19 protein-coding genes are annotated in these 21048 nt (G+C 61.7%); 4 read left to right on the top strand and 15 right to left on the bottom strand.

Annotated features, from left to right (window positions below; all coding sequences use genetic code 11):
* Positions 1-167: 167 nt before the first annotated feature.
* Together rpsB and tsf are read left to right on the top strand one after the other, a co-directional pair.
* The gene (rpsB, locus tag ACTTAI_RS11240) at positions 168-923 is read left to right on the top strand and encodes a 30S ribosomal protein S2 (RefSeq protein WP_444451643.1); all 756 of its coding nucleotides are present in this window, start codon (positions 168-170) and stop codon (positions 921-923) included.
* Positions 924-994: 71 nt separating this feature from the next.
* Entirely contained in the window at positions 995-1903 is a 909-nt protein-coding gene (gene tsf / locus ACTTAI_RS11235) for a translation elongation factor Ts (protein ID WP_444451641.1), read from the top strand.
* Between the two features lie 323 nt (positions 1904-2226).
* On the opposite strand, the gene ACTTAI_RS11230 is transcribed toward tsf, so the two are convergent.
* From ACTTAI_RS11230 to ACTTAI_RS11175, 12 genes are all read right to left on the bottom strand, one after another.
* Positions 2227-2979 (bottom strand): helix-turn-helix transcriptional regulator, encoded by a 753-nt coding sequence (locus ACTTAI_RS11230; RefSeq protein ID WP_444451639.1) that lies wholly within the window; start codon positions 2977-2979, stop codon positions 2227-2229.
* A 176-nt stretch (positions 2980-3155) separates the two neighbouring features.
* A complete protein-coding gene (locus ACTTAI_RS11225) occupies positions 3156-3596 on the bottom strand; it encodes a TIGR01244 family sulfur transferase (RefSeq protein ID WP_444451637.1) in 441 nt (146 codons plus the stop codon).
* Between the two features lie 60 nt (positions 3597-3656).
* Complete coding sequence (locus tag ACTTAI_RS11220) at positions 3657-4340, bottom strand: HAD family hydrolase (protein ID WP_444451635.1); 684 nt, start codon at positions 4338-4340, stop codon at positions 3657-3659.
* Positions 4331-4990, bottom strand: coding sequence for a phosphoglycolate phosphatase (gph, locus tag ACTTAI_RS11215; protein ID WP_444451633.1), 660 nt, complete (start codon positions 4988-4990; stop codon positions 4331-4333). Before gph ends, ACTTAI_RS11220 begins: the two co-directional genes overlap by 10 nt.
* On the bottom strand, positions 4990-5541 hold the full coding sequence (locus ACTTAI_RS11210) for a thioredoxin family protein (RefSeq protein ID WP_444451631.1): 552 nt from the start codon (positions 5539-5541) through the stop codon (positions 4990-4992). Before ACTTAI_RS11210 ends, gph begins: the two co-directional genes overlap by 1 nt.
* Positions 5542-5545: 4 nt before the next feature.
* The gene (gene rpe, locus ACTTAI_RS11205) at positions 5546-6232 is read right to left on the bottom strand and encodes a ribulose-phosphate 3-epimerase (protein WP_444451628.1); all 687 of its coding nucleotides are present in this window, start codon (positions 6230-6232) and stop codon (positions 5546-5548) included.
* A 56-nt stretch (positions 6233-6288) separates the two neighbouring features.
* On the bottom strand, positions 6289-7665 hold the full coding sequence (locus ACTTAI_RS11200; protein WP_444451626.1) for a ribulose-bisphosphate carboxylase: 1377 nt from the start codon (positions 7663-7665) through the stop codon (positions 6289-6291).
* 18 nt (positions 7666-7683) lie between these two features.
* A complete protein-coding gene (gene fba / locus ACTTAI_RS11195) occupies positions 7684-8748 on the bottom strand; it encodes a class II fructose-bisphosphate aldolase (protein ID WP_074553302.1) in 1065 nt (354 codons plus the stop codon).
* A 79-nt stretch (positions 8749-8827) separates the two neighbouring features.
* Entirely contained in the window at positions 8828-9829 is a 1002-nt protein-coding gene (gene gap / locus ACTTAI_RS11190; protein ID WP_444451624.1) for a type I glyceraldehyde-3-phosphate dehydrogenase, read from the bottom strand.
* 8 nt (positions 9830-9837) lie between these two features.
* On the bottom strand, positions 9838-11811 hold the full coding sequence (tkt, locus tag ACTTAI_RS11185; protein ID WP_444451622.1) for a transketolase: 1974 nt from the start codon (positions 11809-11811) through the stop codon (positions 9838-9840).
* 82 nt (positions 11812-11893) lie between these two features.
* Complete coding sequence (locus ACTTAI_RS11180) at positions 11894-12772, bottom strand: phosphoribulokinase (RefSeq protein ID WP_013067557.1); 879 nt, start codon at positions 12770-12772, stop codon at positions 11894-11896.
* 4 nt (positions 12773-12776) lie between these two features.
* Positions 12777-13772, bottom strand: a complete 996-nt coding sequence (locus ACTTAI_RS11175) for a class 1 fructose-bisphosphatase (protein ID WP_444451620.1) — start codon at positions 13770-13772, stop codon at positions 12777-12779.
* Positions 13773-13864: 92 nt separating this feature from the next.
* On the opposite strand from ACTTAI_RS11175, the gene cbbR reads away from it, so the two are divergent.
* Both cbbR and ACTTAI_RS11165 read left to right on the top strand, forming a co-directional pair.
* Positions 13865-14806 (top strand): LysR family regulator CbbR, encoded by a 942-nt coding sequence (cbbR, locus tag ACTTAI_RS11170; protein WP_444451618.1) that lies wholly within the window; start codon positions 13865-13867, stop codon positions 14804-14806.
* 81 nt (positions 14807-14887) lie between these two features.
* Positions 14888-15859: a quinone oxidoreductase family protein gene (locus ACTTAI_RS11165; RefSeq protein WP_444451616.1), complete on the top strand. Its 972-nt coding sequence runs from the start codon at positions 14888-14890 to the stop codon at positions 15857-15859.
* Between the two features lie 94 nt (positions 15860-15953).
* Here ACTTAI_RS11165 and ACTTAI_RS11160 read toward each other — a convergent pair whose 3' ends face one another.
* Genes ACTTAI_RS11160 through glgA form a run of 3 tightly spaced genes read right to left on the bottom strand, consistent with a single transcriptional unit; the run spans position 15954 to position 21030 of the window.
* A complete protein-coding gene (locus tag ACTTAI_RS11160) occupies positions 15954-17579 on the bottom strand; it encodes an alpha-D-glucose phosphate-specific phosphoglucomutase (RefSeq protein ID WP_444451614.1) in 1626 nt (541 codons plus the stop codon).
* Positions 17576-19600 carry a glycogen debranching protein GlgX gene (gene glgX, locus ACTTAI_RS11155; RefSeq protein WP_444451612.1) on the bottom strand — a complete coding sequence of 675 codons (2025 nt, stop codon included), beginning with the start codon at positions 19598-19600 and terminating at the stop codon, positions 17576-17578. Before glgX ends, ACTTAI_RS11160 begins: the two co-directional genes overlap by 4 nt.
* Entirely contained in the window at positions 19597-21030 is a 1434-nt protein-coding gene (gene glgA / locus ACTTAI_RS11150) for a glycogen synthase GlgA (protein ID WP_444451610.1), read from the bottom strand. Before glgA ends, glgX begins: the two co-directional genes overlap by 4 nt.
* Between the last annotated feature and the right edge of the window lie 18 nt (positions 21031-21048).

Below are 21048 nucleotides of genomic sequence, written 5' to 3'. Positions count from 1 at the left end.
ACCGAAGACAAGCGCCGGGGGCTTGCCAGAGGGGCCAGGCTGGTCTAAGAGGCGCGCACTTCACAGGCGGAGGCGGGCCAACGGCGGGAGACATCCCCGTTCGGTCCACCGGTTGGGGGCAACCCTGAAATCCTCCGCTCAGGCGCAAACCGGAAAGGAAATGGAACATGGCGCTTCCCGATTTCTCGCTGCGTCAGCTTCTTGAAGCTGGCGTTCACTACGGCCACCAGACGCAACGCTGGAACCCCCGCATGGCGGAGTTCATCTATGGCGAGCGCAATGGCATCCACATCATCGACCTGACCCAGACCGTCCCGATGCTGGACGCGGCTCTGAACGTGGTCCGTGAGACCGTCGCCAAGGGCGGCCGCGTGCTCTTCGTCGGCACCAAGCGTCAGGCCTCGAAAGCCGTGGCCGATGCTGCGGAACGCTGCGCCCAGTTCTACATGAACCACCGCTGGCTCGGCGGCACGCTGACGAACTGGAAAACCGTTTCGCAGTCGATCGCCCGTCTGAAGCACATCGACGAAGTTATGGGCGCTGGCGCTGAAGGGCTGACCAAGAAAGAGCGTCTGGGCATGGAACGCGAGCAGGCCAAACTGCAAGCGTCGCTCGGCGGGATCCGCGAAATGGGCGGTCTGCCGGACCTGCTGTTCGTGATCGACGTGTCGAAGGAAGATCTCGCGATCCTCGAAGCGCAGAAGCTCGGCATCCCGGTCGTGGCCGTCGTCGACACCAACTGCTCGCCGAAGGGCGTTGACTACGTGATCCCGGGCAACGACGACGCCGCCCGCGCCATCGCGCTCTACTGCGACCTCGTCTCGCGCGCGGCGCTCGACGGCATGAGCGCCCAGATGGGTGCCGCCGGTGTTGACCTCGGCGCTCTGGAAGAAGCCCCGGTCGAGGACGTTGCCGAGGCCTGAGCACCGGCCGTCACACAAGCTTCATCGGGCGGGGGTAACCCCGCCCTCACCTCATTCCAAGGAGAGTTCCCATGGCGATCACCGCTCAGATGGTGAAAGAACTGCGCGAAACCACCGGCGCCGGCATGATGGACGCGAAAAAAGCGCTGACCGAGTGCGACGGCAACATGGATGCCGCCATCGACTGGCTGCGCACCAAGGGTCTGGCGAAAGCCGCCAAAAAGGCCGATCGCGTTGCCGCCGAAGGCCTGATCGGCGTCGCCGTGACCACCGGCCGTGGCGTCGCGATCGAGATCAACTCGGAAACCGACTTCGTCGCCAAGAACACCGATTTCCAGGCGCTGGTGCGTGACGTCGCCAAGACCGCCCTGGAAGTCGGCGAATCGGTCGAAGTGGTGAAGGGCGCGGCCCTGAACGGCAAGACCGTCGATGAAGTCATCGGCGAAGCCATCGCCCGTATCGGCGAGAACATGACCTTCCGTCGTCTGCACGTTCTGGAAGGCGACACCATCGTCTCCTACGTCCACAACGCCGCTGCCTCGGAAATGGGCAAGATCGGTGTGCTCGTGGCGCTGAAGGGCGATGCGGCCAAGGCGCAAGAAATCGGCAAGCAGTTCGCGATGCATATCGCTGCGACCTCGCCGATTTCGCTGAACGAAGCCAGCCTTGATCCGGCCGTGCTGGAGCGCGAGCTGCAAGTGCAGACCGCCAAGGCGCTGGAAGAAAATGCCACCTCGGCCAAGCCGAAGCCCGAGCAGGTGATTCACAACAATATCATCCCGGGCCGGATGAAGAAGTTCCTCGAGGAAGTGACCCTCGTGAACCAGAAGTTCGTGATGAACCCCGATGTGACCGTGGCTCAGGCTGCGCTTGAGGCGGGCGTGGAAATCACCGGCTTCGCGCGTCTCGCCGTGGGCGAAGGCGTCGAGAAGAAGGAAGAGGATTTCGCCGCCGAAGTGGCGAAGATGGTCGGCGCGTAAGCGCAGCCCCTCGGCAAAAGACAGCGCCGCCCTTCGGGGCGGCGTTTTTCTTTTTCAGGGGATGACGCTACGGCATGGGTTAAATTCTACATTTTATATGCATAAAAATGAAACGGCCCAGACGGGTGACTATAAACTCGCTGGGCCGTACCGGAAAACCGGGTGGGATCTCGCCGGATCAATCTTCGACTGCTTCCCCGTTCCTGGCCGAAGCCACCACTCACGGAACACGTGTAGTTAGCCCAATTTTGGAGATTCGGAGTAGTCAGGTTTTCCTTACCGTGCAGGAATGCCGCAGACTTTTTGGACAGGTTGACCTTGGGCTACGAAGCTGTTGTAATAAAAAGTTGCTTTTGCATCGAGGCTTTAAGCAGGGCTTGAGCGGTTGTTTCGACCTCAAGCGCCTCGCGTGCCAAGCGCAGGTGCTTCTCGACCGTGGCGATCGTCAGACCCAGAATCTGCGCGATATCGGCAGAAGTCTTGCCGTCGCCGACCCACTCCAACACCTCGCGCTGACGCGCAGTCAGCGGTCGTCGCGTGGTCGAAAAGGGCAGGGCGCTGATCTTGAGATGCATGATCGAGTTCAGCACGCGCAGATCACGTCCATGCTCTTCCCAGATCGCATCAACATCGGCCTGCGTGAGGCCGGCCTTCGCGCAGAGCCCGATCGCTCCCTTGGCACGGGCCGAAGTGTCAGGGAATCCGATCGAATAGCCCGCCAGAACTTTAAAGCGACGATTGAGCTCAAGCACCCGCTTTTCGCCTTCGCTCAGCTCTCCGGCGGCCGCGCGCTCGGCGACGATGCGCCAAGAGCAGGCTCCGACCGAATCAAGCGCCCATTTCACCATCGGTGCTTCCGAGAACAGACCCGCGCCCAGGAAGGAATTCAAATAGGAAGGATCGTGGTTCGAGAGGATAAGCGTATCGTCGAGCGACCCGAAATTCTGCGTGGCGCGGAACCGGGTAAACCCATAGATGAGGCGGTCGAATCCGAATTTCGCCATCTGGGCACAGTGCATGTTCCAGATGGTGCCGATGTCCTCGGCAACCAGAAGCTGTTCAAGATGATCCAGCATAGCGTGCGTCTCACACCTCGCAAGCTTGCACAGATCACACTATTGCCATGCACAACCCTATGGGCGCAAGTCTGTTGACCTGTTTTATGTCCCAGAAGTCACAAGGTCGCAGACTGAACCATCCTTCCGGCTTCTGTGCAATTGTGCTTTTTTACCAGGCGATTGAGTTTCGTTCTTCAAGTATCGGAAGCTGTGTTGGCGGCCTTTGCACGGATCATCGGCACCAAGGCAGAGAGATCATATCCAGCATTTTTCGCATTCTGCACGATCTCGTCGACCGAAAGCACCCCCGCCTGGCTCAGTGCCCAGAGGTGCGACGACCGCGTTCCCGAGCGGCACCAGGCCAGAACTGGCGTCTGCGCCGAGGCAAGTGCGGTCTCGAAATCCTCGATCAGATCGGAGGTCAGTTCGCCCGGGTAATAGGGCAAATGCACATAGGCAATCCCGACCGCGGTTGCGGCGGCCTGCATCGCCTCGTGCGACATTGCCGCATCAACTTCTTCATCGGGACGGTTGTTGATCAGCGTGCGAAAACCGCGCTTGGCGGCCTCGGCGACCTCATCAAGAGCGATCTGCGGTGCCACGGCGAAATCGGGCGTCAGGTAGCGCAGGTCCATGTCTTCCTCCGGCAAGTTCCGCGCCCACTCTGGACTGCGGTGCCGGTGGGTGCAAGAGGCTCAAGGCAGTTCCGGAATCTCTTTCGTGGCGGCGGCGGTCAGATCGGGGATCAGCCAATCCGCGGCGGAGAAATCATCGCCTCGAGTATATTCCGAGGGTGTCAGAACGACCCGAAGTCCTGCGGCCTTGGCCGAGGCGAGGCCCGCCCGGCTGTCCTCGAAGGCGATGCAGGCTTCGGGCGGCAGATCTAGGCTCTTCAAGGCCAGCAGATACACGTCCGGCGCGGGTTTCTTCTTTGCGACCTCGTCGCCGGCGGCGATCACCTCGAAAATGGCATCGGGGGGGCGACGGAAGGTGGCCGCGATCAGCGCATCGACATTGGCGCGGGTCGTGGTGGTCGCAATCGCGATGCGAAGCCCCGCGGCCTGCGCCCGCTCGATCAGGTCAGCGACACCGGGCAGGAGGTCGACCTGACCCGAGGCGATGATCTCGACATAGCGTTTGGTCTTCGCCTTGTGCAGCTCGGCGATCTCGGAATCGTTGGGGCCGTAGCCCACATTTTCCCGGTGTTTCGCCATCCGCTCCTTGCCGCCGGTGGTGCGCAGAAGCGTCCGATAATCTTCCTTCGACCAGTTCCAATCGATCCCGCGCGCGGCGAAGGTTTCGTTGAACGCCTGGCGATGCACTTCCTCGGTTTCCGCCAAGGTGCCGTCGACGTCGAAAATCAACGCTTTCAGGTCCATGTCCATCCCTCAACGATACGCGGCAGGTCTTTGAAATCGCTGAACTTCACCGCATGAGGCAAGGCGTCGACCGGGGTCTTGCGATAGCCTTCGGTGTAGATCACGAACGGCAGTCCCGCATTCTCGGCGGTCTGTGCGTCGATCTCGCTGTCGCCGATGTAAAGGGCCCTGTCCCGGCCCAATAATCTTTGCGCTTCATGCACCATCTCGGGGTTCGGCTTGCGAGTCGGCAGGCTGTCGCCGCCAATGACAAGCTCGAAATAATCCGTCAGACCGACATGCGCGATCGCGGCGAGAGCGGGCTTGTAAGGCTTGTTGGTAGTGATCGCCATCGGGCATCCGATCGCCCGCAGGTGCTCCAAGGCCGCGATCACATCCGGGTAAAGGGTGTTTCCCTCGACATCCGTTTCATAGCGCGTGACAAGGTCGGCATAGATCGCATCGAAAAGCGGACCCTCGGGATCTTCGCCCGCCGTCGTCAGCAGGCAGCGCACCAGATGCGGGGCACCCTGACCGACGAAACTGCGGATCTGCTCCAGGCTGAGGGGCGCATAGCCGCGCCCCGTCAGCACGTCGTTCGAAACCTTGTGAATGGCGGGCGCCGAGTCGATCAGCGTTCCGTCAAGGTCGAAGATCAGCGCGGGGGTCATCACTCTTTCCATTTGATCGAACAGCCCATCGAGGCGATCTGATCGCGCGGTCCCTGGCCGGTTTCGGCAACACTCAGCATCGCCTCGTAAAGCTCCCGCCGGGCATCCGCCGGACCGGCGGTGCGGCCCGAAGCGTCGAGCCGTCCGCGATACTGCAGCTGATCATCGGCGTTGAATCCGAAGAAATCCGGTGTGCAGACCGCATCGTAAGCCTTTGCCACGGCTTGTGTTTCGTCAAAAAGATAGGGGAAACGAAAGCCCCGCTCCGCCGCCAGCCGGGCCATGTTTTCGGGGCTGTCCTCGGGGTAGCTTGCAACGTCGTTCGACGAAATCGCCGCCACGCCGATGCCCACTTCCATCAGCGCCTCGGCATCGCGTTGCAGCCGGTCAAGGATCGCCTGAACATAGGGGCAATGGTTGCAGATAAACATGATCAGCAAGCCTTTCGGCCCGCGGATATCCTCAAGGCTCCAGAGCCTGCCCGAGGTGTCGGGCAGGCGGAAATCCGGGGCTTTCCAGCCAAAATCGCAGACCGGAGGGGAGACGGCCATGATCTTACAGCGCCGACTGTGCCGCCGCACGGATGGCGGCGATGTTCTTGCCATAGACCTCGGGGGTCGCGACCGAGCCGCCCTTGAAAACGCCCGAGCCCGCAACGAACACGTCAGCTCCTGCCGCCGCCATCAGCGGCGCGGTGACCGGGTCCATGCCGCCATCGATCTCGATATGCACCGGGCGATCGCCGATCAGTGCCCGCAGCTTGCGCACCTTGACGGTCATGTCGATGTATTTCTGGCCGCCAAAGCCGGGGTTCACCGTCATGATGCAGACGACGTCGGTGATGTCGAGGATATGCTCGATCGCTTCGATCGGCGTGCCGGGGTTCACGGCGACGCCCGATTTCATGCCCGCGGCGCGGATCGCCTGCATCGTGCGGTGGATATGCGGGCCAGCCTCGACATGGGCGGTCAGCACATCGGCGCCCGCGGCGGCATAGGCGTCGATATAGGTGTCGACCGGGGAAATCATCAGGTGCACGTCCATCACCGTCTTGACGTGCTTGCGGAAGGCCGCCACGGCTGGCGGACCGAAGGTGAGGTTCGGCACGAAGTGCCCATCCATCACATCGACATGCACCCAGTCGGCGCCCTGCGCCTCGATGGCCTGAATTTCACGGCCGAAGTCGGCGAAGTCGGCAGAAAGGATCGAGGGAGCGATCTTGATGGAACGGTCGAAGGTCATGTCGGTCTCCAAAGAGGGGTGTGGGCGGGGGTGTCCCCCCGCCCGATGGTCAAGCCTTACTTCACGCCCAGAGCTTCGCGCCAGCCCGGATAGAGCTTGTCGGCGTCGTTCGGGAAGCTCTCGAAGGCGCGGGCCAGTTCGCGGTGCGATTTCGCATAGGTCACCAGATCCACACCCGCCTTCCAGGCGTCGCAGGACTGCCGCAGCGATTTCGCCCCGGCGGTGCCGCCATCAAGGTGACCAAAGGCGCCGCCGCCCGAGGTCTGGATCACGTTCGAATGGCCGAGGTTGTCGAAGAAGCCCGGCAGGCGCAACGCGTTCATGCCACCCGAGATGATCGGCGTCGTAGCTTTCATGCCCAGCCAGTCCTGATGGTAGAACGGACCCTGCGCCGCTTCGTCGGTCAGCATGTAAGCCATGATCTTGTCGGAGGCATCGCCCTCCATCTTGCCATAACCCATCGTCCCGGTGTGGATACCCGAAGCGCCCTGCAGACGCGACATCTTGGACAGAACGAAGGCGGTGTAGCCGCGCATCGACTGCGGCGAGGTCACGGCGCCGTGGCCCGCGCGGTGATAGTGCAGGAATTGACGCGGGAACTGCCGACGGCAGGTGGTGATCGCGGCCGGGCCGGTGACGTAACCATCCACGAGGAAGGCGACGTGATCGGCGTTTTCGCCAAAGGTTTCAAGGATGTATTCGCCACGGGCGACCATTTCGTAATGGTCGTCGGCGGTGATGTTGGCCGAGAAGAGCTTGGCTTCGCCGGTTTCGTCCTGCGCCCGTTTCATCGCATCGGCGACCAGACGGATGGTTTCCTTCAGCGGCGCGAAGGTCTGGTTGCCCTGCGGTTCATCGTTCTTGATGAAATCGCCGCCCAGCCAGAATTCATAGCAGGCATCCGCGAAGGGTTTCGGACGCAGACCGAGCTTCGGCTTGATGATCGTACCCACGACCATGCCGCCGTCCTTCACGTCGCGGCCCAGCACCCGCCACATGTCGGCGATGTTCATCGAGGGGCCGTCGAACAGGCGCAGGTAGCAGGGCGGCACCCAGAAGTCGTGCATCTTGGCGTATTCGACATCGCCCATGCCCTGGTTGTTGCCGATCGTCAGCGTCAGGAACGAGCACAGCATCGCCCGGCCGTCGATGATGTTGCGGTCAAAGAGTTCGACCGGATAGGCGATCTTCATGATCTCGCGCTCGGGGTCGATCTCGTAGACCAGCGCATCGACGCCGCGGGTGAAGTCGTCGGTGGTCGAAACCTCGACGTTGGTGCCGGTCGAGCTTTCGGCGGCGAAGTGGGCGGCCGTTTCAAGGTAGCCGTAGCCCGCCTTGGGCTTCATGATATAGGCGCAAAGCACATGGCGCCCGCCGGCGATGAGATCGGCTTCCTTGAGGTCGAGCCGGGCGTAACGGTTAGACTGATCCATGATGAGGGGTCCTTTCGATCAGGCGGTTTTGGGCGCGAGCGAACCGCTGGCGTAGCGTTTCGCCATATCATCCATCGGGATGACCTTGATTTTGCTGGCATGGCCAGCGGTGCCGAAGGCCTCAAGACGGGCCTTGCAGAGGTCGCGCATCGCATCCATCGCGGGCTTGAGGAATTTGCGCGGGTCGAATTCGGCCTTGTTCTGCTCGGCGATGCGGCGGAACTGACCGGTCATCGCCATGCGGCAGTCGGTGTCGATGTTGACCTTGCGCACGCCCATCTTGATGCCGCGGACGATTTCTTCAACCGGCACGCCGAAGGTTTGCGGCATGGCACCGCCGAATTCGTTGATGATGTCCTGCAGATCCTGCGGCACCGACGACGAGCCGTGCATCACAAGGTGGGTGTTCGGCAGCTTCTTGTGGATCGCCTCGATCACCGACATCGCCAGGATTTCGCCATCGGGCTTGCGCGAGAACTTGTAAGCGCCATGCGAGGTGCCACAGGCGATCGCCAGCGCGTCGACTTGGGTTTTCTTGACGAAGTCAACGGCTTGATCCGGGTCCGTCAGCAGCATCGAGTGATCGAGCTTGCCCACCGCACCGTGACCATCCTCGGCCTCGCCCTCGCCGGTTTCAAGCGAACCGAGAACGCCCAGCTCCCCCTCGACCGAGGCGCCGACCCAATGCGCCATCCGCGCAACGCGTTCCGAGATTTCGACGTTATATTCGTAGCTTGCGGGCGTCTTTGCATCCCCTTCCAGCGAGCCGTCCATCATCACCGAGGTGAAGCCGTGGCGGATCGCGGTCATGCAGGTGGCCTCGTTGTTGCCGTGGTCCTGGTGCATGCAGAGCGGGATATCCGGGTAGATCGCGGCCAAGGCCTCGATCATCTTCGCCAGCATGATGTCATTGGCATAGGACCGCGCGCCGCGCGAGGCCTGGATGATGACCGGCGCATCGACGGCCTTGGCGGCCTCCATGATGGCGAGGCCCTGTTCCATGTTGTTGATGTTGAAGGCGGGCACGCCGTAGGAATATTCCGCCGCGTGGTCCAGCAGTTGCCGAAGGGTGATCAGTGCCATTTTGATGTCCTCAAATCGTGGAGCAGCTTTATCTTGCTCCAAATATCCCGGGGGTCCGGGGGCAGAGCCCCCGGCCGTTTCAGATCAGCTTGCCCATCGCGACGGCGGTATCCGCCATGCGGTTCGAGAAGCCCCATTCGTTGTCATACCAGCTCAGGATGCGGACCATCTTGCCCTCCATCACCTTGGTCTGATCCATGTGGAAGACCGAGGAATGGGGGTCGTGGTTGAAGTCCGACGACACGTTCGGCTGGTCGGTATAGCCCAGCACGCCCTTCAGCGGGCCATCGGCGGCCGCGCGGATCGCAGCGTTCACTTCCGCCACGGTGGTGTCGCGGGCGGCTTCGAAGACGAGGTCCACGACCGAGACATTCGGCGTCGGCACGCGGATCGCGACGCCGTCAAGCTTGCCCTTGAGTTCCGGCAGCACCAGACCCACGGCCTTGGCGGCGCCGGTCGAGGTCGGGATCATGCTCAGCGCGGCGGCGCGGGCGCGGTAAAGATCCTTGTGCATCGTGTCGAGCGTCGGCTGATCGCCGGTGTAGCTGTGGATCGTCGTCATGAAGCCTTTCGAGATCCCGATCGCGTCGTTCAGCGCCTTGGCGACGGGCGACAGGCAGTTCGTGGTGCACGAGGCGTTCGACACGACCATGTCTTCCTTGGTCAGCGTGCCGTGGTTGACGCCGAAGACGATCGTCTTGTCTGCATTGTCGCACGGCGCCGAGACCAGAACGCGCTTCGAGCCGTTCTGCAGGTGGGCGGCGGCCTTTTCCTTGGTGGTGAAGATGCCGGTGCATTCCATCGCCACATCGACATTGCCCCAGGGCAGTTCGGCCGGATTGCGGATCGCGGTCACCTTGATCGGGCCGCGGCCGACGTCGATCCGGTCTTCGCCGGTGGTCACAGTCGCGGGGAAGCGGCCGTGCACGCTATCGAAGCGCAGCAGGTGGGCGTTGGTTTCCACCGGGCCAAGGTCGTTGATCGCGACGACTTCGATATCGGTACGGCCCGACTCGATGATGGCGCGCAGCACGTTGCGGCCGATGCGGCCAAAACCGTTGATGGCAACTTTGACGGTCATCTTTTCCCTCAGATCAAGTTTTTTGCTTCAGAGACAATCGCCTCTGCGGTGATATTGAAGTGTTGATAGAGCTGCGGCGCCGGGGCCGAGGCGCCAAAGCCGGTCATGCCGACGAAAGCATCGCCCGGGCCGAGCAGCATGCACCAGCCCTGCCGGATCGCGGCCTCGCAGCCGACGCGCGGCGCGGTGCCCAGAACCTTCGTCACGTAATCGCGCGGTTGCGACGCGAACAGCTCGAAGCAGGGGGCCGAGACGACAGCGGCGCGGATGCCCTCTTTCGCCAGTTGGTCGGCTGCGGCGAGGGCGATTTCCAGCTCCGAGCCGGTGGCGATCAGCGTCACCTGACGATCCTCGGGATCGCGGATCAGATAGGCGCCCCGCGCGGTCAGGTTCTCGGCTGTATGCGTCGTGCGCACGGTCGGCAGGTTCTGCCGCGACAGCACCAGCAGGCTCGGCGTGTGTTTCGAGGTCATGGCGATTTCCCAGGCCTCGGCGGTTTCGACCGCATCGGCGGGGCGGATCACGTTCAGGTTCGGGATCGCCCGCAGCGAGGCCAGATGCTCGACCGGCTGGTGCGTCGGACCATCCTCGCCAAGGCCGATGCTGTCATGGGTCATCACATAGGTGACCGGAACCCCCATCAGCGCCGAGAGGCGAATGGACGGGCGGCAGTAATCGGCAAAGGCCATGAAGGTGCCGCCATAGGGGCGCAGACCGCCATGCAGTGCGATGCCGTTCATCGCCGCCGCCATCCCGTGTTCACGGATGCCGTAATGGATGTAGTTGCCCGCATAGGCGCCGGGTTTGACCGAGACCATGCCCTTTGATCGGGTCAGGTTCGAGCCGGTCAGGTCGGCCGAGCCGCCAACGGAATGGGGCAGGGTGGTGTTCACCACTTCAAGCGCCATTTCGCTGGCCTTGCGCGTCGCCACCTTCGGCTTGTCGGCCGAGAGCTTCGCCTTGTAGGCGGTGATGGCGGCGGGAAGCGCCGAGGTATCGTCGGCCTCCGCCTTGATGAAGTCGGCGCGGGCAGCGTGGTTTTGCAACCGCGCCTCCCAGTTGGCCCGCGCCGAAGCCCCCCGCGCCGCGACCCGGCCCCAGGCCGCGGTGAGTTCGGAAGGGATTTCGAAAGGTGCATGCGGCCAGTCGAGGAAGGCCCGCGCGGCGGCGATTTCCTCGGCGCCAAGCGGCGCGCCGTGCACGTCATGGCCGCCTTGCTTGTTCGGCGCGCCAAAGCCGATCACGGTGCGGCAGGCGATCATCGAAGGACGCGGATCCTTGCGGGCGGCCTCAATCGCGGCGGCAATCTCGTTCGGGGCATGACCGTCGCAGGATTGCACATGCCAGCCCGAGGCGGCAAAGCGCGCTTTCTGATCGGTCGAGGTCGAAAGATCGGTGTCGCCGTCGATGGTGATGCGGTTGTCATCCCAAAGCACGATCAGACGGCCAAGCCCCAGATGCCCGGCCAGGTCGATCGCCTCGTGGCTGATACCTTCCATCAGGCAACCGTCCCCGGCGATGACATAGGTGAAATGATCAACAAGATCATTGCCATAACGCGCGTTCTTCATGCGCTCGGCCAGCGCCATGCCGACCGCGGTCGCAATCCCCTGACCGAGCGGGCCGGTGGTCATCTCGATGCCATCGGCATGGCCATATTCGGGATGGCCGGCGGTGCGGGCGCCAAGCTGGCGGAAGTTTTTCAGCTGTTCCAGATCCATGTCGGCATAGCCGAGCAGGTGGTGCAGCGCGTAAAGCAGCATCGAGCCATGACCGGCCGACAGCACGAAACGGTCGCGGTCGGGCCATTTCGGCGCGGCGGGGTCAATCTTCATGAAGCGGTTGAAAAGAACGGTGGCCACATCGGCCATGCCCATCGGCATGCCGGGATGCCCGGATTTCGCCTTTTCCACCGCATCCATCGCCAGCGCCCGAATGGCCGTGGCCATCCGCGTTTCCTGCGCCATATCGAGATCCTTCATGGCTCCTCCTCCCTGATGAGCCTTTCGTCCGAGCGGCGGGCCCGGTTTGCCGGACCTCGCCATTGTCTTGAAATCATTCGCCTCAGGCGCGGGCGCGGCGGCCTTCGCGGACCAGACGCTCGATCAGCGGCGTCAGGATCAGCTGCATCGCCAGATCCTGCTTGTTGCCCGGGATCACGATCGAATTCGCCCGGCTCATCCAGGATCCGTGGATCATCGAGGTGAGATAGGGGAAGTCGATGCCGCGCGGGTTGCGGAAGCGGATCACGATCAGGCTTTCGTCCGGCGTCGGGATCCAGCGGGTGATGAACGGGTTCGAGGTGTCGACCACCGGCACGCGCTGGAAGTTGATGTCGGTCTGCGAGAATTGCGGCACGATGCAGTGCACATAGGCATGCATGCGACGCAGGATGACATCGGTGACGGCCTCGGTCGTGTAGCCACGTTGCGCCCGGTCGCGGTGGATCTTCTGGATCCATTCAAGGTTGATCACCGGCACGACACCGATTTTCAGGTCGGCATGGGCAGCGATGTTGACCTGATCATTCGTCACGCAGCCATGCAGGCCCTCGTAGAAGAGCAGGTCGGTGTCTTCCTCGAACGGCGCCCAGTCGGTGAAATGGCCCGGCTCGACACCATATTTCGCCGATTCATTGGCGTCATGGACATACCGCCGGGTGCGGCCCTTGCCGGTTTCGCCATATTCGCGGAAGACGCGTTCCAGATCTTCCAGCGCATTCGCCTCGTAGGAGAAATGCGAGAAGGTGGCATCGCCCGCGGCATAGCGGCGTTCCAGTTCCGCCTTCATGTCGGCGCGGTTGAACCGGTGGAAGGCGTCGCCCTCGATCGAGACGGCTTTCACCCCCTCGCGGCGGAAGATCTGGTCGAAGGTCGCCTTGACGGTCGAGGTGCCAGCCCCCGAAGAACCGACGACAGAGATGATGGGGTATTTTTTCGACATGGGATCAGCTCCGGAAAAGACCGCGGGTGTTGAAGAGTGCCGAGGTCTCCTCCCCGGGCAGGTCGTGATAGGCGGTGACGCGGGCCACCTTGGCCGCGCAGCCAAAGACGAACGGCGTGCGCGCATGCAGCTTGTCGGGAATGGCCGAGAGGATGTCTTCGCAGCCATCGGTGGCGCCGCCGCCCACTTGTGTGATCAGAAAGGCAATCGGCGCACATTCATAGACATGGCGCAGACGGCCGCGGGCATAGCCCTTGCGTTCGTCGCCCGGATACAGGAAGACGCCGCCGCGCATCAGGATGCGGTGGGTTTCCGCGACCAGCGAGGCGATCCAGCGCATGTTGAAGTTGCGCCCGCGCGGGCCCTCGGCGCCGGCGACAAGATCGTCGATGAAGGCGCGGATCGGCGAGGGCCAGTGCCGGTAGTTCGAGGCGTTGATCGCATATTCCGAGGTGTCTTGCGGCAGTGCCTTGATGTCGGGCAGGCGCTTGAAGCTGCGGCTGTCGAGATCGAGCACCCAGTGATGCACGCCGCGCCCGAAGCTGCACACGATCGCACATTGCGGCCCGTAGATGATATAGCCGCCCGCCAGCTGCTCCGAGCCCTTGCGCAGGAAGCTGGTGTTCGGGTCGTCGGTCGCCGGGAAGACCGAGAAGATCGTGCCGATCGACACGTTCACATCGATGTTCGAGGAGCCGTCGAGCGGGTCGATGGCCAAGGCCAGCGTGCCTTTGCCCAGCGTCACCACCTCGTCCTGTTCTTCGGAGGCGTAAAAGGCGACGGCCGTGCCCGTCAGCGCCTCGCGGAAGGCGTCATCGGCCATCACGTCGAGCGCCTTTTGGCCATCGCCCCCGGCATTGGTGCCCACCCCCGCCGCCAGGTCCGTCTCCACCCCGTTGCGAGCAATGGTGCGGGCGAGATCCGCCCCCACACGCGCCAGCCGGGTCATCACATCCGCCAGTTCCGGGCTAAGCCCGAGACCTTCAAGCTCGATCGCCATGGCCTCCTCCTCATTCGGTTGGCCGGACGTTGCGCCGAAAGCGGTTTCATGCAAATTTGAAATTCGGCAACTCGCTTTCAGGAAAATTTAACATGGTCCGGCTGGACGGGATCACGATGAAGCAACTGCGCGCGCTGAGGGCGGTTGCAAAATGGGGCTCGCTAACCGCCGCAGGACAGGCGCTTGGCTTGACGACGCCAGCAATTCATACGCAAATCAAGGGCTTGGAGGATGCAGTTCAGGTTCGTCTTTTGCAGCGCGCGGCTGATGGCGCGGGCTCTGATCTGACCGATGCAGGCCATACGATGCTGGCGGCGGCAAAGCGGATCGAAGACGCTTTGTCGCAGGCCGGGGCCGATCTGGCAGCGCTATCACGCGGGAAAACCGGCCGGGTGACGCTGGGCGTGGTCTCGACGGCAAAATATTTCGCGCCAAGGCTGGTCAAGGCCCTGAGTCTTTCGCACCCGGACATCGAAGTGGCGCTGCGGGTGGGCAACCGAGAAACCACGATCGAAGGGCTGGAACGTGGTGCCTTTGAAATTGCGATCATGGGGCGGCCGCCGCGCCGTCCGACAGTTATGGCTGAGACGCTCGGGCCGCATCCGCATACGGTAGTGGTGCCGCCGGGACATCGGCTGCTAGGGCAGGGGGTCAGCGCCGATGCGCTGCTCGACGAGGTGTTTTTGACGCGCGAACCGGGCTCGGGGACGCGCATCCTGATGGAGCGCTGGCTGGACCGGGTGGCGGACGGGCGTGCCTTCGAGACGATGGAAATGGAGAGCAACGAGACGATCAAGCAGGCGGTGATGGCGGGCTTGGGCATTGCCTTTCTCAGCTTGCACACGGTGACCGAGGAGCTGGGCTCGGGGCGACTTGTGGAACTGTCGGCGCCGGGGCTGCCGATCGTACGCAACTGGTTCATGGTCCGGCGCGAGGACGAGGTGCCGCGTCCGGTGGCCGAGCGATTGTGGGAAGCGATCCTGGCGCTTCGGGGCAGCTATTTCCCTACGATTCCCATGATTGACGCATCTTGAACGCAGGTTCATTCTGGTTTGAAACGGGGCGCGATCAGGGGTTGGTTTGGGACCGCGACCGTTGGTCGGAAGGAGAATGCAATGAGCTATGCCATGGTCGTCACCGCCCCGGGCGGGGTCGAGAACTTTCGCCGTGTCGAGCGCGAAGTGCCGCAGCCCGGGCCGGGCGAGGTGACTTTGCGCCAGACCGCGATCGGTCTGAACTACATCGACGTCTATTTCCGCACCGGGCTTTATCCGTGGGGTGTGCCCTCAGATCTGGTCACCGGGGGCGAAGCCGCGGGTGTGATCGAGGCGGTCGGTGTCGGGGTCGATCTGCCGGTGGGCCTGCGCGTCGCCTATACGGTGCGCAATGGCGCCTATGCCAGTCATCGCGTGATTGCGGCCGATCAGCTGGTGCCCATTCCTGACGGGATCAGCGACGAGATCGCGGCAGCGGTGATGCTCAAGGGGCTGACCGTGCATTACCTGATCCACCATTCCTATCCGGTGCATGCAGGCGATTGCGTTCTGGTGCATGCTGCGGCGGGCGGCGTCGGACTGTTGGCCGGGCAATGGTTGAAGCACAGGGGGGTGCGTGCGATCGGCACCGCGGGTACGGCCGAGAAATGTGCGCTGGCGCTGGCGCATGGCTATGACGCGGTAATCGACTACAAGACCAAGGATTTTGTCGCCGAGACGATGAGTCTGACCAACGGCAAGGGGGTGAAGGCGGTTTACGATTCCGTTGGTGCGGTGACCGTGAAGAAATCGCTTGAGGTGCTTGAAACCTTCGGGACGCTTGTCAGCTTCGGTCAAAGTTCGGGACCGGCGCTGGATTTCCGTATCACCGATCTTTCGCGTGGGTCGTTGCGTCTCACGCGGCCAACGCTTTTCCATCACACCATGCAACCGGGTTGGTTGCCAAAGGCCAGCAGTGAGCTGTTCGATCTGGTCCTGTCGGGCAAGATCAAGGTCGAGATTGGTCAACGCTACGCTTTGGAAGATGTCGCGGCTGCGCATACTGCGCTGGAGGCGAGAAAAACTACCGGATGCACAGTTTTGATCCCGTAATTTTTACATAATACCGATTATCGGACTTATCGATATGCTGCGATAATTGTCAAAGCGCCGCCTCCCTCCCGGTGGCGGCGCTTTGGTTCGAAGCTCAGGTAATCACATCCGGGCCTTTGCGCCCCGTTCGGGCCTTGATGCCGACAATTTCTTCAGTCGCGGCAATGATCGGCGCCAAAGCTTCTTGCGGCTCCTCGGTCAGGCCTTCCGGTCCAGCCGCATAGCGTTCAAGATAGACGCGCAGCGTTGCCCCCTCTGTGCCGGTTCCAGAAAGACGCAACACCGCACGCGAGCCACCTTCGAACAGAATGCGGAACCCCTGATGCGCCGAGACCGACCCATCGACCGGGTCAGTATAACTGAACTCATCCGCATCCACGATGACAAGTCCCTGAACTTGGATGCCTTTCAGCGCACCAAGCCGATCACGCAGATCGGTGAGCATCGCATTGGCGACGTCGATCGGAAGCGCCTCGTAATCGTGGCGCGAATAGTAGTTCCGACCATAGGTTTCCCAGTGATCGGCCATGATCTCGGCAACGCCCATGCCGCGCGACGCGATGATGTTGAGCCACATCAGGACCGCCCAAAGACCATCCTTTTCTCGAACGTGATCAGAGCCGGTTCCGAAGCTTTCTTCGCCGCACAGACTGACGCGGCCTGCGTCCATGAGATTTCCGAAGAATTTCCAGCCTGTCGGTGTCTCGTAGCAGTCGAGTTTGAGTGCCTTGGCAACCCGATCGACCGCAGCGGAGGTCGGCATTGAGCGGGCCACGCCCTTCAACCCCTGCGCATAACCGGGAACCAGATGAGCATTGGCTGCGATAACGGCGAGACTGTCGGATGGCGACACATAGATGCCGCGTCCGACGATCATGTTCCGGTCCCCGTCTCCGTCAGAGGCTGCCCCGAAATCGGGGGAATTCGGCCCCATCATCGCGCTCATCAGGTCATGAGCCCAAGTCGGGTTCGGGTCCGGGTGCATTCCACCAAAGTCGGGCAGTGGCTGTTCATGGACCACTGTGCCTTTTGCAGCACCGAGACGATTTTCGAGGATCTCGACTGCGTAGGGCCCGGTAATGGCGCACATGCTGTCCATGCGCATCGTAAAGCCTTCGTGAAAAATGCCTCGCAACGCTTTGAAATCGAATATCTCTTCCATCATGTCGGCGTAGGCGGAGACGGGGTCTACAACCTCGACGACCATCTCCCCCAGAAGACTCTCGCCGACCATTGTCAGATTGATATCCGGTGCATCGAGTTTGCGATAAGAATTTATCTCCCTTGTCCGCGCAAAGATCGCCTCTGTCACGGCCTCGGGGGCAGGACCACCGTTGGCCATGTTGTATTTCACCCCGAAATCCTCATTGGGGCCGCCCGGGTTGTGGCTGGCCGAAAGGATGATGCCCCCATCCGCCTTGCGGAGGCGGATCAGGTTTGAGGCTGCAGGCGTCGAAAGCCAGGCGCCCTGCCCTACGATCATGCGTTCCGCTCCGCCCGCTGCGGCCATCTTCAGGATCACTTGTGCAGCCTCGATACCGAAGTAACGACCGTCACCGCCAAGAACGAGAGTCTTGCCGATAATCCCGCCGATAGCGTCAAAAGTGCATTGAACGAAATTCTCAAGATACCCATTTTGCATGAAGACTTGCGTCTTCTTGCGCAACCCGGATGTGCCGGGTTTTTGTCCCTCGAAAGGGCGGGTCGAATGAATGGTCATGAACGTGGCTCCTGCCGTGCAGTCGATCGGATGAACAGTTGAACGGATTGGGCGGCAACGCAAGTCACCGCAGCGGGATGGAGGGCCTCTGGGCGCGCTGGATCCGCCGTATCTACGAGAAGGCGCCAGTCCCCCTCGGGCAGATGCACCTCAAGCGTACCTCCTGCGTTGAAGACGGCAAACATCGCTTCCTGTGCGGCAAGACCCGGCTGCCCTTCTGCCGCCCCCCGAACCTCGGCACAGAGGCAGCGTGAATGCGAATCGTGCCAATCTTGCGAGGACAACTCAGCCCCGGATGGCAACCTCCATATCAGATCACGGATCCCGTCTTGCGCACGGACCTTGGCATGAAGAAAACGCGTCTGCCGCAGCACCGGATGATCGCGGCGCAGTCGTACCAGACGGGCAACGAAGTCAACAAGCTCATCATCCGCATTTGGCCAATCGACCCAGCCAATCGGATTGTCTTGCGCATAAGCATTATTGTTGCCGCCCTGAGAGTTTCCAAACTCGTCCCCGGAAAGGAGCATTGGCACCCCTTGCGAAATCATCAGTGTGGCAAGCATGGCCCGTTTGCGTGCAGCTTTGGAGGCATCGTCCGGCAAAGCCTGTGAGAAATTCGCATTGTGCCCATCACGGTTGTTTTCTCCATTCGCCTCATTTCTTTTTTCATTATATGAAACAAGATCATGCAAGGTGAAACCATCATGTGCAGTCAGAAAATTCACCGAGGTTGTGGCCGTCCGTCCACGCGTATCGAAGATCTCGGCAGAGCCTGCGAACCGGCGGGCAAGCTCGGGAATCTGACCCGCATCGCCACGCCAGAACTGCCGAACGCCGTCGCGAAATCGGTCGTTCCATTCCACGAAGGGATAGGGAAAGCCCCCGAGACGATAGCCGCCCGGACCGATGTCCCACGGTTCTGCAATCAGTTTCACTGCATTCAGAACCGGATCTTGACGGATCGCCGAAATCAGGGACGCCAGTTCCTTGAATTCGCCCGTGGACGCGCGTCCAAGCGTTGTGGCCAAGTCAAAGCGGAATCCATCGACTCCCATCTCATCAACCCAGTGGCGCAGGGCATCGGTCACAAGACGCAGCACCATGGGATGCGCCAAGTTGAGCGTGTTGCCCGTGCCCGTGTCGTTCACATAGGAGCGCCCACCTTCACACAACCTGTAATAGGACGTGTTGTCAATTCCGCGCAGGCTGACGGTCGGCCCCATACCATCCCCCTCGCCCGCATGATTGAAAACAACATCCAGGATCACTTCGATCCCGGCAGCATGCAGGGCTCTGACCATCGTGCGAAAACTTTCGCGATTGCCATATCGCGGATCGGGCGCCATGAACCCGATCGGCTGATAGCCCCAATAGTTGCGCAGGCCCTTTTCGACCAGAAAACGATCATCAATGAATGCGAAAACCGGGAGCAATTCCAGTGCAGTCACGCCAAGGCGCTTGAGATGCGCGATGATCGGCGGCGCTGTAATCGCATCATAAGTTCCGCGCATAGATGCCGGAATTTCCGGGTGTTGCATTGTCAGCCCGCGGACATGGGCCTCATAAATAACCGTTTGAGACCATGACCTTGATGGTCGCTCCCAATGCGGTTTGATGATTTCGCAAACAATTCCGCGTGCCGTGGCCGATGCGGAGTCGCGCCGGTCAGGTCGAGTAGACCCGACTCCCCCCTGCATCTGTTGGCTCCAGATCAGCGGACGCGACAATGCGCGCGCATAGGGATCGACCAGAAGCTTTGAGGGGTTGAAACGATGCCCTATCTCGGGGGCCCAAGGGCCATAGACCCGATATCCATATTCTGCCCCGTTTTTTGCGCCGGGAACAAAACCGTGCCAGACATCCCCGGCGCGCTCAGGAAGAGGCAGGCGGATTTCCCGCTCACCTTCGAAAAGGCAGAGTTCAACCTTCTCGGCATGAGCTGAAAACAGCGCGAAGTTGACGCCGCCGCAGACCGGAACCGCCCCGAGGATTTCAGGTCTGCCCGGTCCAATCCTCATTGCGCGATCAGCCGTTCATAAAGTGCGGCGTAACGGGCAGCAGAGTTCGCCCAGCCAAGCTCGGATTTCATGGCGCGCTTCATCATCGCGGTCCAGGTCCTGCGATCTGCATGTAGGTCGCACAAACGCCGGGTCGCTTGCCGCAAGGCCAAGGCATCGACCGGGTGGAACACGACGCCCGTTGCCGCCTGCGCGGAGAGAGTTGCAGGAGACGCTCCGATCACCGTATCGACCAGACCTCCGACCGCGGCAACAATGGGCAGGCAACCGTAACGCAACCCATAAAGCTGGGTTAGGCCGCAAGGCTCGAAGCGAGATGGGACGAGCACTGCATCCCCTCCCGCAAACATGCGATGGCTCAGAGCCTCATCATAGCCAATCCGAACCCCGACACGGCCAGGGAAGCGCGCAGCCAATCCCCGCACCAGTTCCTCTGCCCAGCCATCTCCGGAACCTAGCAATGCGAGAGCGCCGCCTTGCGCGACAAGCTCTTCTACGGCAGCGGGCAAAAGGTCTATCCCCTTTTGTGCCGTAAGCCGGGAAACAAGGATCACCAGCGGGCCATCGATCTTGCTCTCAAGTTGAAACTCGGACTGCAACACTTTGCGATTCTTTGATTTTGCGGAAAGTGTACTCGCGGAGAAGGGAATGCAGTCCGGATCGCTCTGGGGATTCCAGACAGTCTCATCAATGCCATTGAGGATGCCCATAACCACGCCCGCGCGCGCAGCGATGACTCCCTCCAGCCCCTGACCATATTCGCCCCGCATCAGTTCTTCGGCGTAACGGGGGCTCACAGTCGTGATCGCATCTGCCGTTGTCAGTCCGGCCTTCAGAGTCGAGATGTCGCCCCAGAATTCGTATCCCTCCCGGTGAAATGCCTCGCGAGGCAGCCGCAAGGTTGCCATCTTTTCGGCCCCCACACGGCCCTGAAATGCTATGTTGTGAATCGTCATCACAGTTGGCAGCGATGATCCGGCGTAGCGGAGGTAAGCCGGAGCGAGCGCGCCCTGCCAGTCATGCGCATGAAGGAGATCGGGCCGCCAATCCCCCGCGCCGTCCCGAGCAACCGCGGCAGCTGCCCAGCACAGAGCGGCGAAACGCTCGGCATTGTCTCCGAAATCCCCACGGATATCTGAATACGGCCCGCCTGCACGGTCATAAAGATGCGGGGCATGGAGGGCCATGACCTCCAAAGCGCCGTGCTTTCCAAGATGCAGTTCCGCCGGAGCACCATAAAGGTCTGGATCCCTCCAGACCACTTTGGTTTTCTTCAGCCGATCAATCACGCCGCGATAAGCGGGGATCATCACCCGCATCTCCCAGCCCTGCCCCGCCAGCGCTTCGGGCAAAGCCCCGACTACATCGGCAAGTCCACCGGTCTTGACCAACGGAACCGCCTCTGAAGCAACGGAAAGAACGTGTTTCATCCCCGTCCACCTCTTCCT

Origin of the sequence: Rhodobacter capsulatus (assembly GCF_052363175.1) — a bacterium.
In the GTDB taxonomy this organism is placed as follows: domain Bacteria; phylum Pseudomonadota; class Alphaproteobacteria; order Rhodobacterales; family Rhodobacteraceae; genus Rhodobacter; species Rhodobacter capsulatus_D.
This window is presented reverse-complemented; position numbering and strand designations above follow the sequence as displayed.

What these genes read in the sequence shown, in the direction of transcription:
- ACTTAI_RS11180 (WP_013067557.1), bottom strand. Translation starts at nt 12,772, where the DNA reads ATGTCGAAAAAATACCCCATCATCTCTGTCGTCGGTTCTTCGGGGGCT.
- ACTTAI_RS11230 (WP_444451639.1), bottom strand. Translation starts at nt 2,979, where the DNA reads ATGCTGGATCATCTTGAACAGCTTCTGGTTGCCGAGGACATCGGCACC.
- glgA (WP_444451610.1), bottom strand. Translation starts at nt 21,030, where the DNA reads ATGAAACACGTTCTTTCCGTTGCTTCAGAGGCGGTTCCGTTGGTCAAG.
- cbbR (WP_444451618.1), top strand. Translation starts at nt 13,865, where the DNA reads ATGGTCCGGCTGGACGGGATCACGATGAAGCAACTGCGCGCGCTGAGG.
- ACTTAI_RS11220 (WP_444451635.1), bottom strand. Translation starts at nt 4,340, where the DNA reads ATGGACCTGAAAGCGTTGATTTTCGACGTCGACGGCACCTTGGCGGAA.
- ACTTAI_RS11160 (WP_444451614.1), bottom strand. Translation starts at nt 17,579, where the DNA reads ATGACCATTCATTCGACCCGCCCTTTCGAGGGACAAAAACCCGGCACA.
- ACTTAI_RS11225 (WP_444451637.1), bottom strand. Translation starts at nt 3,596, where the DNA reads ATGGACCTGCGCTACCTGACGCCCGATTTCGCCGTGGCACCGCAGATC.
- ACTTAI_RS11210 (WP_444451631.1), bottom strand. Translation starts at nt 5,541, where the DNA reads ATGGCCGTCTCCCCTCCGGTCTGCGATTTTGGCTGGAAAGCCCCGGAT.
- fba (WP_074553302.1), bottom strand. Translation starts at nt 8,748, where the DNA reads ATGGCACTGATCACCCTTCGGCAACTGCTGGACCACGCGGCGGAATAT.
- ACTTAI_RS11175 (WP_444451620.1), bottom strand. Translation starts at nt 13,772, where the DNA reads ATGGCGATCGAGCTTGAAGGTCTCGGGCTTAGCCCGGAACTGGCGGAT.
- glgX (WP_444451612.1), bottom strand. Translation starts at nt 19,600, where the DNA reads ATGAGGATTGGACCGGGCAGACCTGAAATCCTCGGGGCGGTTCCGGTC.
- ACTTAI_RS11200 (WP_444451626.1), bottom strand. Translation starts at nt 7,665, where the DNA reads ATGGATCAGTCTAACCGTTACGCCCGGCTCGACCTCAAGGAAGCCGAT.
- rpe (WP_444451628.1), bottom strand. Translation starts at nt 6,232, where the DNA reads ATGACCTTCGACCGTTCCATCAAGATCGCTCCCTCGATCCTTTCTGCC.
- tkt (WP_444451622.1), bottom strand. Translation starts at nt 11,811, where the DNA reads ATGAAGGATCTCGATATGGCGCAGGAAACGCGGATGGCCACGGCCATT.
- ACTTAI_RS11165 (WP_444451616.1), top strand. Translation starts at nt 14,888, where the DNA reads ATGAGCTATGCCATGGTCGTCACCGCCCCGGGCGGGGTCGAGAACTTT.
- tsf (WP_444451641.1), top strand. Translation starts at nt 995, where the DNA reads ATGGCGATCACCGCTCAGATGGTGAAAGAACTGCGCGAAACCACCGGC.
- gap (WP_444451624.1), bottom strand. Translation starts at nt 9,829, where the DNA reads ATGACCGTCAAAGTTGCCATCAACGGTTTTGGCCGCATCGGCCGCAAC.
- rpsB (WP_444451643.1), top strand. Translation starts at nt 168, where the DNA reads ATGGCGCTTCCCGATTTCTCGCTGCGTCAGCTTCTTGAAGCTGGCGTT.
- gph (WP_444451633.1), bottom strand. Translation starts at nt 4,990, where the DNA reads ATGACCCCCGCGCTGATCTTCGACCTTGACGGAACGCTGATCGACTCG.